The following is a 15,845-nucleotide window of genomic DNA, read 5'->3' as shown; positions in this document are numbered from 1 at the left end:
CCCTCGCATCCGGCGCGGAGCGCCCGACGTCTTGCCGACGCGTAGCGAGGTGCTCTACCGACGCGCAGCGAGGTGCCCGTGTTCGGCGGAGCCCAATGCTGGCGTAGCCAGACCTCCCCCTGCCCCCGATACACAGCGCCCTCCTGCCACACCCCAGTTTGTCAAGGCATCTTTCCCGCCTTGACAAACTGGGGTGTGGCATTGAGATAATCGCGCCACGGGGGCCGGGCTACGCGTGGTGGGCCCCACCAAGAGACACCAAGGCGCTTCGCGCCCCCTACATCCCCTCAGCCGGCTCCCAGAGTTCAATCCGGTTCCCCTCCGGGTCCACGCACCACCCGAACCGCCCGAACTCCGAATCCTCCGTCTGCGGCAGCACCTCAACCCCCCGCGCCTTCAACTTCGCCAGCAATATCCGCAGGTCATCCACCCTCAAGTTCAACATCGCCCGCTGCCCCGGCTCCCCCAGGTAATCCGTGTTGTTCGCGAACAACGCAATAGTCGTAGTCCCCGGATTGTCATCAGTGGACGAATCGACCCAGTGGAACGTCACGGTCCCGTGGTCGTTCATCGGTACCCCGAGGTTGTCCCGGTACCAGATCGCCAGCAGCGGCGGGTTCCTGGCACGGAAGAAGATCCCGCCGATTCCGGTCACCTGCGCCATGGCGCGCAGGTTACCTCGCGGTGCCGACGCGGGAACATGGACGCCGCCCCGTCCGTACCCGATCCGGTCAACAACCCCATCCATTCATACGAACCCGTCCATTCATCCGAACGGGCCAACCACGACCCGACCTCCGGAACCAGCGATGAGTTCCACCGCCCGCGGCGGTCTGCACCCAGGACAGGGGAGGCGTGACCATGGCCGACGACTTCATCCAGCTCTCGGACCCGTTCCGACGGGAACTGCTGGCGCACTGCTACCGGATGCTGGGCTCGGTCCACGACGCCGAGGACCTGGTGCAGGAGACCTACCTGCGGGCGTGGAAGGCCTACGACCGGTTCGAGGGCCGGTCGTCGCTGCGGACCTGGCTGTACCGGATCGCCACCACCGCGTGCCTGACCGCGATCGAGAAGCGCGCCCGCCGTCCACTGCCGACCGGATTGGGCGCCGACTCCGATCCCGCCGACGACCTCGTAGACGGCTCCGAGGTTCCCTGGCTCGAACCGCTGCCGGACGAGGCCGTGGGAGCGGATCCGGCGTCGATCGTGACGGAGCGGGAGACGATCCGGCTGGCCTTCGTGGCGTCCCTGCAATACCTGCCGCCGCGCCAGCGCGCGGTGCTGATCCTGCGCGACGTCCTGAGGTGGAGCGCCAAGGAGGTTGCCGAGCTGCTGGAGACGTCGACCCCGGCGGTCAACAGCATCCTGCAACGGGCCCGCGCGCAGCTCGCCGAGGTGACCGAGGAGAGCGTGGTCGAGCCGTCCGACCACGAGCAGCGGGAGTTGCTCGACCGCTACGTGACGGCGTTCGAGGCCAAGGACATCCCGGCGATCGTGGGCCTGTTCACCCCGGACGTCGTGTGGGAGATGCCGCCGTTCAAGTCCTGGTACCGCGGCCCGGACGCGGTCGCGACGCACCTCGGGATCCGGTGCTCCGGCGGCATCAGGATGGTCGCCACCCGCGCCAACGGCCAGGCCGCGTTCGGCCTCTACCTCGGGGGCGAGCCGTTCAACCTCCAGGTGTTGACGGTCGGGGAGAAGGGGATCTCGCACGTCGTCAACTTCCTGGACGCCTCCCTGTTCGAGGTGTTCGGGCTGCCGGCATCGGCCACGCCGTGAGCCACGTCGGCCTGCTCGAACGGGCCATCACCTACACCCTCGGCTGCCTCCAGGCCGTCACCCCGGACGCCCTGTCGCGCCCGACCCCGTGCCACGACTGGGACCTGCGGACCCTGCTGTGGCACCTGATCGACTCGCTGACCGCGCTCCGCGAGGCCGCCGAGGACGGGCACGTCTCCCTGGACGGCGACCCCGTCGACCCCGACGACCCCATCACCGCCGCCCGCGACCGGGCGCGGGACCTGCTCGGCGCGTGGACGGCGCAGGACGGCCGCCCCGAGGTCTCCGTCGGCGGCTGCCCGGTCACCACCGAGATCGTGGCCCGCGCCGGGGCGCTGGAGGTCGCCGTGCACGGCTGGGACATCGCCCGCGCGTGCGACGTGCCGCGACCGATCCCGCCCGCGCTGGCCGACGAGCTGTACCCGTCGGCGCTGCTGCTGGTCAGCGACGCCGACCGGCCGTCCCGGTTCGCCGAGGCGCTGCCCCCGGCGACCCCGGCCGATCGGCTGCTGGCCTACCTCGGGCGCCGCTAGTCGGGGTGCTCCTCGAGCCCGGCGCGCGAGGACAGCAGGCGTCGCAGCGAGTCCAACCGGCCCGCGGTCGCGGCGCCGGTCGTGACCAGCTCGTCGAGCATGCAGTCCGGGTCCTCGGGCGCGCCGAGGTGCCCGCAGCCGGACGGGCACTCCTCGGCCATCTCCCGCATGTCCGGGAACGCGGCCACGATGTCGTTCGGCGTGATGTGCGCGAGCCCGAACGACCGGATGCCGGGGGTGTCCACGGCCCAGCCGCCCTCGGGCAGCGGCAACGCCACCGTCTGCGTGGACGTGTGCCGCCCCTTGCCCACTCCGCTGACCACGCCCACCGCCCGGTTCGCGCCGGGCACGAGCTGGTTGATCAGCGTGGACTTCCCGACGCCGGAGTGCCCGATCAGCGCGGACACCTTCGTCGCCATCTGCTCCCGCAACGCCTTCGGGTCCTCGTCGGACCGCGTCACGACCACCACGAGGTCCAGTTCGGCGTACGCGGCGAGCAGCTCGTCCGGACTCGCGAGGTCCGCCTTCGTCAGGCACAGCACGGGGGACAGCCCGCCCGCGTAGGACGCGACCAGGCAGCGGTCGATGAAACCGGTGCGCGGCAACGGATCCGCGAGCGCCGTGACGATGATCAGCTGCTGCGCGTTGGCGACGACGACCCGTTCGAACGGGTCCGTGTCGTCCGCGGTGCGGCGCAGCACCGACGCCCGGTCGGCGACCTTCACGATGCGCGCCAACGTGTCCGGCTGCCCGGACGCGTCGCCGACCAGCCCGACCCGGTCGCCCACGACGACGGGCGTGCGGCCGAGCTCCCGCGCCCGCATGGCGGTCACCAGGCGCTTCGGGTCGTCGTCCAGCGCGCACGTCCAGCGGCCGCGGTCGACGCCGACCACCATCGCGGGCACGGCGTCCGCGTGCTCGGGACGGCGCTTGCTGCGCGGGCGGGTCCCCTTCCCCGGCCGCACCCGCACGTCGGACTCGTCGAGCTTGTGCCAGTCGCCACGGCTCACGTCAGCTGACCTCGAGCATCGTTGCCCACATTCCTGGGAAGTCGGGGATCGTCTTGGTGGTGCAGCCGATGTCGTCGATCTCGACGCCCGGCACGACCAGGCCGATGATCGCACCCGCCGTGGCCATGCGGTGGTCGGCGTAGGCCCGCCACGCCCCGCCGCGCAACGGCTTGGGGTCGACGACCAGTCCGTCCTCGGTCTCCTCCGCCGCCCCGCCGAGCCCGTTGACCTCGGCGACGAGCGCCGCGAGCCGGTCGGTCTCGTGGCCGCGGATGTGCGCGACGCCGCGGATGTGCGTCGGGCCGTCGGCCAGCGCGGCCAGCGCGACGACGGTCGGGGTCAGCTCGCTCTCGTCGTGCAGGTCGATGTCCAGCCCCGACAGGCGTTCCGGCCCGCGCACGGTGAGACCGCGCCCGTCCAGCACGACCTCGCAGCCCATTCGCGCCAGGATCTCGCCGACCGCGTCACCGGCCTGCGTCGTCTTCGTCGGCCACCCCGGCACGGTCACCTCGCCGCCGGTGACGGCCGCCGCCGCGAGGAACACGGTGGCGTTCGACAGGTCCGGCTCCACGTCCCACTCGCGGCCGCGCACCGGACCCGGCGCCACCCGCCAGGTGTTCGCCTCGGAGTCGTCCACGTCCACGCCCGCCTCGCGCAGCACCTCGACGGTCATCGCGATGTGGGGGAGCGAGGGGACCGGTTTGCCGTCGTGCAGCACGCGCACGCCCTGCTCGTAACGGGCGCCGGACAGCAGCAGCCCGGAGACGAACTGCGACGAGCCGGACGCGTCGATCGTGACGTCGCCGCCGCGCATCCCGCCGGTGCCGTTCAGCGTGAACGGCAGCCCGTCGCCGGTGATGTCCGCGCCCAGCGCGCGCAGCGCCGAGAGCACCGTGCCCATCGGCCGGGTGCGGGCGTGCGGGTCGCCGTCGAACCGGATCTCGCCGCTCGCCAGCGCCGCGGCGGGCGGCAGGAAGCGCATCACGGTGCCCGCCAGACCGCAGTCCACGTCCGCGGGCCCGCGCAGCTCACCGGGGCTGACCAGCCAGCTCCCGTCCGGACCGTCGGCGATGTCGACGCCGAGCGCCCGCAGCGCGTCGGCCATCAGCGTGCTGTCCCGGCTGCGCAGCGGGGCGCGCAGGACCGACGGGCCGTCGGCCAGCGCCGCCAGCAGCAGCAGGCGGTTGGTGATCGACTTGGAGCCGGGCACGGGTACCGTCGAGCGCACGGGGCTGTTGGCGGTGGGAGCGGACCACTGCTGAGTCATGGGTCGAATGATTCCGCATGAGGTGGTCGACGGGTCGCACCGGTGCTGACGGCGTGCGACCATGGCCACCCCGGAGGTGATCTGGAGTGTGCGGTAGGTACGCCTCCACCAAGAACCCGGCGCTGCTGGCGGCCGAGTTCGACGCGGTGGACGCCACCGAGGGCGACGCGCCCGTCCCGGACTACAACATCGCGCCCACGAAGTCGGTGCTCGCGGTCGTCGAACGGCACCCGCGCGACGACGACGGCAAGCCCGACCCCGCCGTGACCGAGCGCAGCGTCCGCGTCATGAAGTGGGGCCTCGTCCCGCACTGGGCGAAGGACCCGTCCGGTGCCGCGAAGATGATCAACGCCCGGTCGGAGAGCGTGCTGGAGAAGCCGTCCTACCGCGACTCCGCCGCCAAGCGCCGCTGCATCATCCCGGCCGACGGCTGGTACGAGTGGCAGCCCGGCGAGGGCCGCAAGCAGCCGTTCTTCATCAACCCCAACGACGGCACGAGCCTCGCCATGGCGGGCATCTGGTCGGTGTGGTGGCAGAACGACGAGGAGCTGGGCCGCAAGCCGATCATCACCTGCGCCGTGCTGACCACCGACGCGATCGGCGAGATGGCCACCGTCCACCACCGGATGCCGCTCGTGCTGCCCCGCGACCGCTGGTCGGCCTGGCTCGACCCGGACTCGTCCGACCCCTCGGCGCTGCTGGCGCCCTCGCTGGAGGTCGTGGACGCGCTGGAGCTGCGCCCGGTGTCGATGGCGGTGAACAGCGTGCGGAACAACAGCCCGGAGCTGATGGCCCCCATCCCGCTGACCCCGGCCGAGATGCCCGAACCCACGCTGTTCGAGCTGTCGTGACCAGCACCCTCGTCGACACACCGCACGGGCCCGCGAGGGCCGAGCTGCACTGCGCCGCCGAGGGACGGGCCGCGCTCCTGCTCGGTCACGGCGCGGGCGGCGGGATCGGCGCGCCCGACCTGGTCGCCGCCACCCGCGCGGCCGTCGAGGCGGGCGTCCACGTGGCACTGGTGGAACAGCCCTACCGCGTCGCAGGCCGCCGGGCACCGGCTCCGGCCGGGCAGTTGGACACCGCCTGGCTGGCCGTCGCCGAAGACCTCGGCACCCGGTGGTTCGACGGCTTGCCGCTGGTGTTCGGCGGGCGGTCGTCGGGGGCGCGGGTGGCGTGCCGGACATCGGTGCAAGGACAGGCCGTCGCGGTGCTGTGCCTGGCTTTTCCCGTGCACCCGCCGGGAAAGCCGGAGAAGAGCAGGCAACCGGAGCTGGCCGGCGTCGAAGTGCCCGTGCTGATCGTGCAGGGGGAGACGGACCCGTTCGGACGGCCCGAGTCGGCGCACCACCGGGAAGTGGTGCTGCTCAAGGGGGACCACTCGCTGAAGGCCGACGCCGAGGGCCTGCACCGCTCCGTCACCGACTGGTTGTCCAGGATCCTCCGGCCGCTGGAAGCCTGAGCCTCGCTGCGCCCGCGACGGGCCTGTGCCGCTCCCGCGACAGGGCCTGCGCCTGCGACGGGCCCGTGCCCGCGATCTGTCCGCATTCGCGCCGGGCGGACCTGCGGCGAGCCGGAACCTGCGATGTCCACGGGCCCACGACCTGCGAAAACCCGAAATCGCCGGAATTGTCGGACCTCATCAGTACTGTTCTCTTCAGGGGGCCTTCACGACAGGGCGACCCCTGCGAAGCACGCTCTCCCCAGCCCAGCCCAGCCCAGCCCAGCCCAGCCCAGCCCAGCCCAGCCCAGCCCAGCCCAGCCCAGCACCCGGCTCGCGAACTCCCCAGCGCCTGCACCGCAGGCTCCGCAGAGGTCCCCCGATCGTGAGACCCCCCGAACAGAACAGTACCCACGGGGTCCGACAATTCCGGGACAAGCGCAGGTCAGGCCGAGATCGCGGCCACCACAGCGCCCGTCAGCCGCACCAGGTCACCCGGCGCGATCTCCACTTCCAACCCCCGACGCCCCGCGCTGCAGAACACCGTGTCGAACTCCGACGCCGACGCGTCGACGACCACCGGCAGCCGCTTCTTCTGCCCCAACGGCGAAATCCCGCCCGCGACGTACCCCGTGGCGCGCTCCGCGGCCGCCACGTCGGCCATCTTCGCCTTTTTGCCCTTCAACGCCGCCGCCAGCGCCTTGAGGTCCAGCTGCCCCGTGACGGGAACCACACCCACGGCCAACGCGCCGTCCAACTCCACCACCAGGGTCTTGAACACCCGCCCCGGCACCAGTCCCAGAGCGGACGCGGCTTCGAGGCCGTACGACTCGTGGCGGGGGTCGTGGTCGTAGGAGTGCAGCTTGTGGGCCACGCGCTGCTTCTCCAGCAGTGCTGTGGCGGGGGTCCCGCGTCCGGCCATGCGTCGAACGATATCGGGGGGAATGTGCGGCGCTACCACCGCGTTTGGAACGTACGTGGTTACCGAGGTGATGGAGCAGCAGCTCGACAGGCGGCCGGCGGGCGGCCTGGCGGACCAGGTCCGCGTATTCTGGGATCCGTCCCAGCCAGCAGTAGCCGTCGCGCCATCACGGGGTCGGCGGGAGAGGAGCGCGGTGCCCGCCACCCGTTCGCAGCCCAATCCGACGGATGAGACACCCGCGGACCGCGCGGCCCGGTTCGAGCGCGACGCGATGCCGTTGCTGGACCAGCTGTACTCGGCTGCGCTCCGGATGACGCGCAACCCGGCCGACGCCGAGGACCTGGTCCAGGAGACCTACCTCAAGGCGTACGCCGCTTTCGCCTCGTTCTCGCAGGGCACGAACCTGAAGGCGTGGCTGTACCGCATCCTCACCAACACCTACATCAACGGCTACCGCAAGAAGCAGCGCCAGCCGCTCCAGCAGCCGACGGACGAGATCACCGACTGGCAGTTGGCGAAGGCCGAGAGCCACACGTCGCGCGGTCTGCGGTCGGCCGAGGTCGAGGCGATGGACCTGCTGCCGGACAACGACGTGAAGGAAGCGCTGCAGCGGCTCCCCGAGGAGTTCCGCATCGCGGTGTACCTGGCCGACGTCGAGGGCTTCGCGTACAAGGAGATCGCCGAGATCATGGGCACCCCGATCGGCACCGTGATGTCCCGGCTGCACCGGGGCCGCCGCCAGCTGCGCGACCAGCTGTCCGACGTCGCGCGCGAGCGCGGTTTCCTCCGCAACGCCCAGCCGGAAGAAGAGGTGGCGGGGCGATGAGCTGCGGAGAACCCCACGACACGGACTGCTCCGAGGTGCTCTCGGAGGTCTGGCTCTTCCTGGACCAGGAGTGCGACGTCAAGCGCAAGCAGCTCCTCCAGCAGCACCTGGAGGAGTGCCACCCGTGCCTGGAGCAGTACGGCATCGAGGAGCACCTGAAGGCGCTGCTGGCCCGCAAGTGCGGCGGTGAGCACGCCCCGCAGCACCTCAAGGAGCGGCTGCGCGCCCGCATCCAGGAGACGCTGATCCAGCACGGCTCGGTCGAGGTGCGCACCACCACGGTGCGGATCGTCGAGGAGTAACCACCCCGGACACGCAGAAGGGGCCGGGGAGCAGCTGCTCCCCGGCCCCTTCCTCGTTGCCCTGATCAGGCGTTGGGGCGCTTCCCGTGGTTAGCGCCACCCTTCTTGCGATCGCGGCGCTTGCGGGCACGCTTCGACATGGGTGTCTCCTTGAGCATTGGTTCAACAGCTTCAGCCCAGTGTGACATGGCGGCGAGTGGCGACTGCCGGCGGTCTGAACCGTGGTTGTATGACGCGTGTCCACACTCACCGACCTGCTCGCCGAGCACACCAGGCTGTCCGGTGCGGCCGTCGACCACCTCCAGCTGGTGGTCGCCGAGTGGCAGCTGCTGTCCGACCTGTCGTTCGCGGACTTCCTGCTCTGGGCGCCCCTCGACGACGCCGCGTTCATGTGCGTCGCGCAGGCCCGCCCCACGACGGCGCCGACCGCGCACCCCGAGGACGTGGTCGGCAGCTCCGTGCAGGTGGAGGAGCACCCGCAGCTGCGCCGGGCGATCATCGAGTCGCGCATCTGCCGCGAGGAGGACCCGCTGTGGCACCTCGGGGTGCCGGTCCGCCGCGAGACCATCCCGGTCCGCCTCGGCAAGCAGGTCATCGCCGTCATCAGCCGCAACACCAACCTCGCCGTGCCCCGCGTGCCCAGCCCGCTGGAGATCTCCTACCTCGGCAGCGCCGCCGACCTGTGCCAGATGATCGCCGACGGCACGTTCCCGACCACCGAGCCCTCGCCCGACGTGCACACCAGCCCGCGCGTCGGCGACGGGTTCATCCGCCTCGACGCGGCGGGCGCCGTGGTGTTCGCGAGCCCCAACGCGCTGTCGGCCTACCACCGCATGGGCCACGCGTCCGATCTGGTCGGCGTGCACCTGGCCCCGTTGACGCGGTCGCTCATCGACGACCCGTTCGACGCGACCGAGATCGCGCAGCGGTTCCGGGCTGCGGTCGACGGCAACCCGAGCATGCGGATGGAGGCGGAGTCCCGCCGCGGCGCGTCGGTGCTGTTCCGCGCCCTGCCGCTGCGGCCGAGGGGCAACCCGGCGGGCGCGCTGGTGCTGTGCCGCGACGTCACGGAGGTCCGCAGGCGGGACCGGGCGCTGATGTCGAAGGACGCCACGATCCGCGAGATCCACCACCGGGTGAAGAACAACCTCCAGACGGTCGCGGCCCTGCTGCGCCTCCAGTCGCGCCGGACGAGCAACGAGGAGGCGCGCGAGGCGCTGGCCGAGTCCGTGCGCCGGGTGACGTCGATCGCACTTGTGCACGAGACGCTGTCCATGTCGGTCGACGAGCGCGTCGACCTGGACGACGTCATCGATCGGGTGATCCCGATGATGTCCGACGTGGCCACCACGGAGACCCAGGTGTCGGTCCGCCGCGAGGGCCCGTTCGGCGTCGTGGCGGCGGAGTTGGCGACCCCGTTGGTGATGGTGCTGACCGAGTTGGTGCAGAACGCGTTCGAGCACGCGTACGCCCCTGGCCAGCGCGGGGAGGTCGTCGTGCACGCGGAGCGCTCGGCCCGCTGGCTCGACGTGGTGATCGCCGACGACGGCAAGGGACTGCCGCCCGGTTTCTCGCTGGAGCGCACCGAGCGGCTCGGTCTGCAGATCGTCCGGACGCTCGTGGAATCCGAACTCAGGGGCTCTTTGAGCTTGCGCCGCCGGCCGCGAGGCGGTACTGAGGCGGTCCTGCGCGTGCCACTGCGCGGACGGCGTTAAACTACCCCGGTGCACACGTGGTGACCCGCCTCAGCGGCGCCTCGTGGTCATGCGGGAGGGTGTGCAAACCGAAGAAAGCGCAGAGCCCGACACCTGGCACGGTGTCGGGCTCTGCGTTTGCTTTGTCCTTGTTGCGGGGCTAACAGCCGGTCTTGCGACTCAGGCGTTGCTCCGGGCCCGCGTACGGGCGTTGCGCCGCTTGAGTGCGCGACGTTCGTCTTCGCTCATCCCGCCCCACACGCCGGCGTCCTGGCCGCTCTCGAGTGCCCATGCGAGGCAGTCGGAGACGACGGGGCAGCGGCGGCAGACGGTCTTCGCCTCGGCGATCTGCAGGAGCGCAGGACCGCTGTTCCCAACGGGGAAGAACAGCTCGGGGTCCTCGTCGCGGCAGATTGCGCGGTGGCGCCAGTCCATTGGAAATACTCCTCAGCTAGGCGCGCTCGAAGGCACGCCGATCGTCAGCGGTCGTTTTGGGGTGCTTGTGAATGCTTTCACGAACGGCGGGGATGTCAAGGGGTTAGCACTAACCCGGTGAGTGAACTCACCCGAAAGATCGACGCCGTTCACCAGCGATTTCACTCTCCGAAGTTCGCATCCGATCGAACATCGCAGGTGAGTCGCAAGATCATCACACGCTGGTCACACCGCGACGGTCATCGCTCCACGCACGGAAGTGAACTCGACTTCGGTGCAGTCACCGAGCAGGTCGCCGTCGACTTGGAGGTTCACCGGCTCCCTGCTCGTCACCCGAACGTATTCAACGTCGTCGCGGCGCAGGAGGTTCCCGCCTTTGGGATTCCCGTCCCGCACCAGGAGGTGGCCGACGTACCGGAGCACCGTCGGCAAGCCGAGGTCGTGCAGTGCGAACAACCCGAGGTCGTTGTCGAAGGACGTGCTCGGGTTGAGCCGGATCGCCTTGCCCCCCAGGTAGGTCCACGGGTCGGTGTTCGACACGAACGCCATCCGCATGTCCGTCATCGGTTCCTCGCCGGGGATCTGCACCGTCAGCGAGGGCATGCGCCTGCGCTGGCCGACGTAGCTGGCCAGCGCGGTGCGCGCGTACAGGTAAGGACTCGCCTCGCGGCCCTTGGCGCGCTGGCTCTCGACGTCGGCGACCACGTCCGCGTCCCAGCCGACACCGGCGTTGAACGTGAACCAGCGGTCGTTGTCGGCCGTAGTGGAGGAGGGAGGGCCGCTGGACGCGACCTTGCCGAGACCGACTCGGCGACTCGTCCCGTGCTCGATGGCCTGGAGGAGGCGGTAGGTGGCTTCCACGGGGTCGCGCGGCAACCCGAGCGCGCCCGCGAAGACGTTGGCCGACCCGCCGGGGACCACCCCGAGCATGGGGAGGTCCGGGGACTGGCCGGCGCGCAGCATCCCGTTGACGACCTCGTTGACCGTGCCGTCCCCGCCGTGCGCCACGACCATGCCGTACCCGTCGACGACCGCCTGGGCCGCCACGTCGCCCGCGTGGCCCCGGTACTCGGTCTCGACGACGTCCAGCTTGACCGCGCTCGCCAAGGCGTGGGCCAGCACGTCACGGCCTCCGGCCGTGGTCGCTGTCGCCTGTGGGTTGACCACCAGAAGTGCGCGCACCTCTGCAGAGTAGGACAGCGCGTGACCGCGAGTGGCCCGCGCATCCCTCGGAAGAGGAGGTCTGAGCGCACGGAAGTGGTCCAAATCTCCTTTCCACCGCGTGGTAGCCCCGCCTACGACAAGTGCACCCCAGCAGACCGCCGGCTCGCCGAAGACCCCTTGATCTTCGCCCTTCCGGACGCCGGATGGGAGGTCCGACCGGGTGGCCTACGATCCGTGACGACCACAGTCCGTTATGCAGCGTTGTGAGGGGCTCGCACGTGGCGATCCAGACCCAGGTCCCGGCGGCCGCGCGACTGGCCGGGGCGCTGACCGCGGCGCAGGGCCTGGCGGGCATCGCCTTCGCCGTGGCGCTGGTCTTCCGGGCGTTCGGCGGTGCGGAGTCGACCGGCAAGGTCCTCGGCGAGGCGGGCTACTTCACGGTGCTGTGCGCGGGCGTGCTCGCCGCCGGTGTCGGGCTGGTGCTCGGCAAGCGCTGGGCGCGCACCCCGTCGATCGTCGTGCAGCTCCTGCTGCTCGGGGTCGCCTGGTACATGTACGGGCCGTCCGGGCAGCAGCTCGTCGGATCGCTGATCGGGCTGTACTCCGTCGTCGTGGTCGTCCTGCTGTTCACCGCCCCGGTGCGCGAGTGGACGCTGGGGTTGGACGAACCGGACGCGGAAGAATAGGCCTTTCGCACGCAATTCTTCCCGCGCCCGCCCGATAAGGGTGATTGGCGCGTTTGGTAACCCTTCGAACGTCTGGTTCGCCGCCAACCAACGGCGGGTGTGTTGTGTCACTCGAAAGCGTGACGCTGGAAGTGGTGAATTCACCACTCCCTGCGTTCGTTAGGTGACCATCAATGCGATTCAAGCGCACCCTGTCCGCGCTGATCGGCGCCGCTACCGCACTCGTAGCGTTCGCCTCACTGGCCCCCGCGGCCTCGGCCCAGCCCGTCGACAACGGCGTGACCCCGTTCATCATCGGCGGCGGCAACGCCTCCAACGCCCCCTGGGCGGCCCGGCTCTTCGTCAACGGCCGCGAGAACTGCTCGGCCAGCATCATCGCGCCCACCTGGATCCTGACCGCGCAGCACTGCGTGGCCAGCGCGGGCACGTACACGTTCCGGGTCGGCAGCCTCGACCAGACCTCCGGCGGCACGCTGGTCAACGCGGTCGCCATCACCCAGCACCCGTCGGTCGACCTGGCGCTGGTGAGGATCGACCGCTCCGTCTCCACCACGTACGCGCCGCTCGGCACGGACACGGCGGTGCGCAACGGCCAGACCGTGCAGCTCTACGGCTGGGGCGCCACCTGCACCAACCAGCCCGAGATCAACTGCCAGTCACGGCTGCTGAAGGTCGCCGACACCACTGTGACCAACGTCAACGGCCGCGACTACCGCGGCGGCGTCGCGGTGTCGGTGCGCAGGGTGAACGGCATCGCGGCTGGTGGTGACTCCGGCGGCCCCATGTTCGCCACGAGCCCGGTCGACGGCCGCCGCTACCAGGTGGGCGTCGCCTCGACGAGCGACCGCGCGAACGTGTCCAACTACACGAACGTGACCCGCTACCGGCCCTGGATCCAGTCCCTGGCAGGCGTTTAGTCCGTTCCCGGCCGGGGGATCCCCCCCTCGGCCGGGGTTGGCCGGAAGGCCGCCACCAGTCATAATCACCCTGCGTGTTCACTTTTGGCGGATGGACACGAACGGAGTAGCCGGATACCGTGCGGGCAAGAGTTCGCGCTGCTCCGGGACGTTCCAGGGTGAGGTGTGTGCGGTGCAAGAACGCCCGATGTGGGTGTCGACCAACGGCCATGCCGAACGCCCCAACGTGGCCCGGCTCTTCGACTACTACCTCGGTGGCGCGCACAACTTCGCCGTCGACCGCGAGTTCGCCGCGCTGTCCACGAAGGTGTTCCCGGCGGACGAGGCGGCCCGCACCTCCCGCTCGTTCCTCCAGCGCGCCGTGCGGCACTGCGTCGCGCGCGGCATCACCCAGTTCCTCGACCTCGGCTCGGGCATCCCGACCGCGGGCAACGTCCACGAGGTCGCCGGACGGCTCGTCCCGTCGGCGCGCGTGGTCTACGTCGACAACGACCCGGTCACCGTCGCGCACGGCCGCACCATGCTCAAGGGCCACCGCTCGGTGGCGATCGCGGGCGCCGACATCCGCGACCCGGACGCCGTGCTGGCCGCGCCGGAGACCGCGCGCCTGCTGGACCTCGACGAACCCGTCGCCCTGCTGATGGTCGGCATCCTCCCGTACCTGTCCGCGGAGGAGCGGCCCGCGGATCTGGTCGCGAAGTACCGCGAGGCGATCGCGCCCGGCAGCGTCCTGGTGATCTCGCACCTGACCGCGGACCTGGAGCCCGCGGTCGTGGACGGGCTCGCGAACATGGTCCGGCTCACCGGCACGTCCCTGACGCCGCGCGACGCCGCGGAGGTCACGGGCCTGTTCGACGGCTTCGACCTCGTCGAGCCGGGTTTGGTCATGGCGGGCCAGTGGCACGCCGACGCCGAGGACACCGGTCCGGCCGCGGGTCTCGCCTACGGCGTGGCGGGCGTCAAGCGCTGAGCGCCGGGACCGCGCCGGTCGGCGCGCTCGGGAGAAGTGGTTCGGACGCGGACGCCCCGCACGTGGTGACCACGCGCGGGACGCCCGCCGGTCATCAGGCGCGCGCGGCGGCCGGACCCTGGTAGGTCGAGTTGCCGAAGGCCAGCATCAGGTAGCCGATGATGTTGAACACCCACAGGCCGAAGAACCCGAAGACACCGCTCTTGCCGAACGACTTCGCCAGGTCGAGCGCGACGATGATCGAGACGACGATGTTCACGAACGGGATGATGTACCAGATCAGCCACCAGCCGGGACGGCCCGCGACCTTCAGCATCGTGTAGATGTTGTAGATCGGGATGATCGCCGCCCAGCCGGGCTTGCCCGCCTTGGTGAAGATCTTCCACAGCGCGACGATGGCCAGGACGCCGAAGATCCCGCCGACGACGGCCGGGAAGACCAGGACCGAGCTGTCGAAGCCGGTGTTGTCGTAGTTCACGAAAATCCTTCCACCCTACGACCGACGGGTCCGCGTGCGGCTGCCGCACGCGATCGGGGTCCCGCGGCCGGAAGACCGGGACGCTGCCAGAGCGTCCCGGACCTCCAGGGGTGAACCGGGTTTTCGTGAGGGTTTCGAGACATACCAGGGAGATCGGTCATCGGATGTTCACCTGGCTGCGGCGGTCCGGTCCGGAGTGGACGGACCGATCAGTCCACCGAGCCCAGCTCGGTCAGCGCCTCGTCGTCGAGCCGGAAGACGCTCCACCCGTCCATCGGCCGCGCGCCGAGGGACTTGTAGAAGCCGATCGCGGGGTCGTTCCAGTCGAGCACGGACCATTCGAGACGCCCGTAGCCGTTCGCCACGCACTCGCGGGCCAGCTGCGTCAGCAACGCCTTGCCCAGCCCCGATCCGCGCCGCGTCGGCCGGACGTAGAGGTCCTCCAGGTAGACGCCGTGCGTGCCGCGCCAGGTGGAGAAGTTGAGGAACCACAACGCCACCCCCACGACCTCACCGTCCACTTCGGCCACGTGGCCGAACAGCGCGGGCGAGGGTCGGAACAGCACGTCGCGCAGCTGCTCCTCGGTCAGGTGGCAGTCCTGCGGGGCCCGCTCGTAGTCGGCCAGCTCGTGGACGAGCGCCACCATGGCGGGCACGTCGGCCTCGCGGGCCCGCCGGACGCGCTGCCCGGCCATCAGTCCCAGTCCCACGGCGGCACGTTGAGGTGGCGGATCTGCGCGTCGCCGCGCTCGTCGCCGAGCACCGAGGTGCCCGCCGGGTCGAGTCCGAAGTGGACACCGTCGCGCGAGCCCATGCCCAGCCAGGTCGCGATCAGCACGCGGCTGAAGTGGCCGTGGCCGACCAGCACCACGTCACCGCCCAGCAGCGCCGTCCGCACCCGAGCCACCACCGAGGTCGCGCGCTTGCCGATGTCGTCCGCCGACTCGCCGTTCGGGATCTCGTGCGTCCAGACCGTCCAGCCCTCGACCGTCTCGCGGATCTCCGGCGTCGTCCGCCCCTCGAAGTCGCCGTAGTCCCACTCGGCGAGGTCCTCGGTGATCTCGTCCACCGCCAGCCCGGCCAGCTCCGCGGTCCGCAGCGCCCGCTGCCGCGGGCTCGTCAGCACCAGCGCGGGTGGAACGGAGGTGCCGCGCAGTCTCGCCAGCACCGCCCCGGCCCGCCGGGCCTGCTGCTCACCCTTGTCGGTCAGTGGGACGTCTGTGCGGCCGGTGTGCTGCCCGCTCTCGGACCACGAGGTCTGTCCGTGGCGCAGCAGGTAGACGGAGTAGCGCCCGTTTGTACTCACCCCTTGGAGCGTAGTGGGCTCGGCATGACCTGCACCTATGGGAAAACCCACTGTGATGTCACTCGTTCGTGTTTGGGCCGTGTGGCCATGGGTATCCACCTCTCGAGACACA

General features: G+C 70.6%; 20 protein-coding genes. 10 read left to right on the top strand and 10 right to left on the bottom strand.

Annotated elements, in window-relative coordinates:
- Nucleotides 1-277: 277 nt before the first annotated feature.
- A complete protein-coding gene (locus RM788_RS20510; protein ID WP_315933325.1) occupies nucleotides 278-664 on the bottom strand; it encodes a VOC family protein in 387 nt (128 codons plus the stop codon).
- Between the two features lie 197 nt (nucleotides 665-861).
- On the opposite strand from RM788_RS20510, the gene RM788_RS20505 reads away from it, so the two are divergent.
- Nucleotides 862-1,782, top strand: coding sequence for a sigma-70 family RNA polymerase sigma factor (locus RM788_RS20505; protein ID WP_315933324.1), 921 nt, complete (start codon nucleotides 862-864; stop codon nucleotides 1,780-1,782).
- The gene (locus RM788_RS20500; RefSeq protein WP_315933323.1) at nucleotides 1,779-2,315 is read left to right on the top strand and encodes a TIGR03086 family metal-binding protein; all 537 of its coding nucleotides are present in this window, start codon (nucleotides 1,779-1,781) and stop codon (nucleotides 2,313-2,315) included. The genes RM788_RS20505 and RM788_RS20500 overlap by 4 nt, the downstream gene beginning before the upstream one ends.
- Here the strand turns inward: RM788_RS20500 and rsgA are convergent.
- Together rsgA and aroA are read right to left on the bottom strand one after the other, a co-directional pair.
- Nucleotides 2,312-3,325: a ribosome small subunit-dependent GTPase A gene (gene rsgA / locus RM788_RS20495; RefSeq protein WP_315933322.1), complete on the bottom strand. Its 1,014-nt coding sequence runs from the start codon at nucleotides 3,323-3,325 to the stop codon at nucleotides 2,312-2,314. The genes RM788_RS20500 and rsgA overlap by 4 nt on opposite strands.
- 1 nt (nucleotide 3,326) lies before the next feature.
- Nucleotides 3,327-4,592 (bottom strand): 3-phosphoshikimate 1-carboxyvinyltransferase, encoded by a 1,266-nt coding sequence (gene aroA, locus RM788_RS20490; RefSeq protein ID WP_315933321.1) that lies wholly within the window; start codon nucleotides 4,590-4,592, stop codon nucleotides 3,327-3,329.
- A gap of 86 nt (nucleotides 4,593-4,678) precedes the next feature.
- On the opposite strand from aroA, the gene RM788_RS20485 reads away from it, so the two are divergent.
- Nucleotides 4,679-5,443, top strand: a complete 765-nt coding sequence (locus tag RM788_RS20485; RefSeq protein WP_315933320.1) for an SOS response-associated peptidase — start codon at nucleotides 4,679-4,681, stop codon at nucleotides 5,441-5,443.
- Nucleotides 5,440-6,054, top strand: a complete 615-nt coding sequence (locus RM788_RS20480; RefSeq protein WP_315933319.1) for an alpha/beta hydrolase family protein — start codon at nucleotides 5,440-5,442, stop codon at nucleotides 6,052-6,054. Before RM788_RS20485 ends, RM788_RS20480 begins: the two co-directional genes overlap by 4 nt.
- Before the next feature lie 424 nt (nucleotides 6,055-6,478).
- Here RM788_RS20480 and ybaK read toward each other — a convergent pair whose 3' ends face one another.
- Nucleotides 6,479-6,955 carry a Cys-tRNA(Pro) deacylase gene (gene ybaK, locus RM788_RS20475; RefSeq protein ID WP_315933318.1) on the bottom strand — a complete coding sequence of 159 codons (477 nt, stop codon included), beginning with the start codon at nucleotides 6,953-6,955 and terminating at the stop codon, nucleotides 6,479-6,481.
- Nucleotides 6,956-7,148: 193 nt separating this feature from the next.
- On the opposite strand from ybaK, the gene RM788_RS20470 reads away from it, so the two are divergent.
- Both RM788_RS20470 and rsrA read left to right on the top strand, forming a co-directional pair.
- Nucleotides 7,149-7,781 (top strand): sigma-70 family RNA polymerase sigma factor, encoded by a 633-nt coding sequence (locus RM788_RS20470; RefSeq protein ID WP_315933317.1) that lies wholly within the window; start codon nucleotides 7,149-7,151, stop codon nucleotides 7,779-7,781.
- On the top strand, nucleotides 7,778-8,083 hold the full coding sequence (rsrA, locus tag RM788_RS20465; protein WP_315933316.1) for a mycothiol system anti-sigma-R factor: 306 nt from the start codon (nucleotides 7,778-7,780) through the stop codon (nucleotides 8,081-8,083). The genes RM788_RS20470 and rsrA overlap by 4 nt, the downstream gene beginning before the upstream one ends.
- A gap of 65 nt (nucleotides 8,084-8,148) precedes the next feature.
- On the opposite strand, the gene RM788_RS53010 is transcribed toward rsrA, so the two are convergent.
- Nucleotides 8,149-8,223 carry a 50S ribosomal protein bL37 gene (locus RM788_RS53010; protein ID WP_096498094.1) on the bottom strand — a complete coding sequence of 25 codons (75 nt, stop codon included), beginning with the start codon at nucleotides 8,221-8,223 and terminating at the stop codon, nucleotides 8,149-8,151.
- Nucleotides 8,224-8,319: 96 nt separating this feature from the next.
- Between RM788_RS53010 and RM788_RS20460 the strand changes: the two genes are divergently transcribed.
- A complete protein-coding gene (locus RM788_RS20460) occupies nucleotides 8,320-9,798 on the top strand; it encodes a sensor histidine kinase (RefSeq protein WP_315933315.1) in 1,479 nt (492 codons plus the stop codon).
- Nucleotides 9,799-9,957: 159 nt separating this feature from the next.
- Here the strand turns inward: RM788_RS20460 and RM788_RS20455 are convergent, their stop codons facing one another.
- Both RM788_RS20455 and RM788_RS20450 read right to left on the bottom strand, forming a co-directional pair.
- Entirely contained in the window at nucleotides 9,958-10,212 is a 255-nt protein-coding gene (locus RM788_RS20455) for a WhiB family transcriptional regulator (protein WP_015104912.1), read from the bottom strand.
- Between the two features lie 225 nt (nucleotides 10,213-10,437).
- Nucleotides 10,438-11,394, bottom strand: a complete 957-nt coding sequence (locus RM788_RS20450; RefSeq protein ID WP_315933314.1) for a diacylglycerol/lipid kinase family protein — start codon at nucleotides 11,392-11,394, stop codon at nucleotides 10,438-10,440.
- 260 nt (nucleotides 11,395-11,654) lie between these two features.
- Here RM788_RS20450 and RM788_RS20445 point away from each other — a divergent pair, with 260 nt between their 5' ends.
- The 3 genes from RM788_RS20445 (at nucleotide 11,655) to RM788_RS20435 (ending at nucleotide 13,949) form a co-directional block, all read left to right on the top strand.
- A complete protein-coding gene (locus RM788_RS20445) occupies nucleotides 11,655-12,062 on the top strand; it encodes a hypothetical protein (protein WP_315933313.1) in 408 nt (135 codons plus the stop codon).
- A gap of 173 nt (nucleotides 12,063-12,235) precedes the next feature.
- Nucleotides 12,236-12,979, top strand: coding sequence for a S1 family peptidase (locus RM788_RS20440; protein WP_315933312.1), 744 nt, complete (start codon nucleotides 12,236-12,238; stop codon nucleotides 12,977-12,979).
- 172 nt (nucleotides 12,980-13,151) lie between these two features.
- Complete coding sequence (locus tag RM788_RS20435; protein ID WP_315933311.1) at nucleotides 13,152-13,949, top strand: SAM-dependent methyltransferase; 798 nt, start codon at nucleotides 13,152-13,154, stop codon at nucleotides 13,947-13,949.
- 94 nt (nucleotides 13,950-14,043) lie between these two features.
- Here RM788_RS20435 and RM788_RS20430 read toward each other — a convergent pair whose 3' ends face one another.
- The 3 genes from RM788_RS20430 to RM788_RS20420 all read right to left on the bottom strand — a co-directional run bounded on the left by RM788_RS20430 (nucleotide 14,044) and on the right by RM788_RS20420 (nucleotide 15,733).
- Nucleotides 14,044-14,427 carry a DUF5684 domain-containing protein gene (locus tag RM788_RS20430; RefSeq protein WP_315933310.1) on the bottom strand — a complete coding sequence of 128 codons (384 nt, stop codon included), beginning with the start codon at nucleotides 14,425-14,427 and terminating at the stop codon, nucleotides 14,044-14,046.
- 209 nt (nucleotides 14,428-14,636) lie between these two features.
- On the bottom strand, nucleotides 14,637-15,122 hold the full coding sequence (locus RM788_RS20425) for a GNAT family N-acetyltransferase (protein WP_315934691.1): 486 nt from the start codon (nucleotides 15,120-15,122) through the stop codon (nucleotides 14,637-14,639).
- The gene (locus tag RM788_RS20420) at nucleotides 15,122-15,733 is read right to left on the bottom strand and encodes a histidine phosphatase family protein (protein ID WP_315933309.1); all 612 of its coding nucleotides are present in this window, start codon (nucleotides 15,731-15,733) and stop codon (nucleotides 15,122-15,124) included. The genes RM788_RS20425 and RM788_RS20420 overlap by 1 nt, the downstream gene beginning before the upstream one ends.
- Between the last annotated feature and the right edge of the window lie 112 nt (nucleotides 15,734-15,845).

This window comes from Umezawaea sp. Da 62-37 (genome assembly GCF_032460545.1).
GTDB lineage: Bacteria > Actinomycetota > Actinomycetes > Mycobacteriales > Pseudonocardiaceae > Umezawaea.
The sequence above is the reverse complement of the archived record's forward strand: the minus strand, read 5'-3'. Positions and strand labels throughout refer to the sequence as shown.

Bases quoted from the DNA above. Each gene is read 5' to 3' on its own strand.
- RM788_RS20455 (WP_015104912.1), bottom strand. From the start codon at position 10,212: ATGGACTGGCGCCACCGCGCAATCTGCCGCGACGAGGACCCCGAGCTG.
- aroA (WP_315933321.1), bottom strand. From the start codon at position 4,592: ATGACTCAGCAGTGGTCCGCTCCCACCGCCAACAGCCCCGTGCGCTCG.
- RM788_RS20505 (WP_315933324.1), top strand. From the start codon at position 862: ATGGCCGACGACTTCATCCAGCTCTCGGACCCGTTCCGACGGGAACTG.
- ybaK (WP_315933318.1), bottom strand. From the start codon at position 6,955: ATGGCCGGACGCGGGACCCCCGCCACAGCACTGCTGGAGAAGCAGCGC.
- rsrA (WP_315933316.1), top strand. From the start codon at position 7,778: ATGAGCTGCGGAGAACCCCACGACACGGACTGCTCCGAGGTGCTCTCG.
- RM788_RS20440 (WP_315933312.1), top strand. From the start codon at position 12,236: ATGCGATTCAAGCGCACCCTGTCCGCGCTGATCGGCGCCGCTACCGCA.
- RM788_RS20510 (WP_315933325.1), bottom strand. From the start codon at position 664: ATGGCGCAGGTGACCGGAATCGGCGGGATCTTCTTCCGTGCCAGGAAC.
- RM788_RS20425 (WP_315934691.1), bottom strand. From the start codon at position 15,122: ATGGCCGGGCAGCGCGTCCGGCGGGCCCGCGAGGCCGACGTGCCCGCC.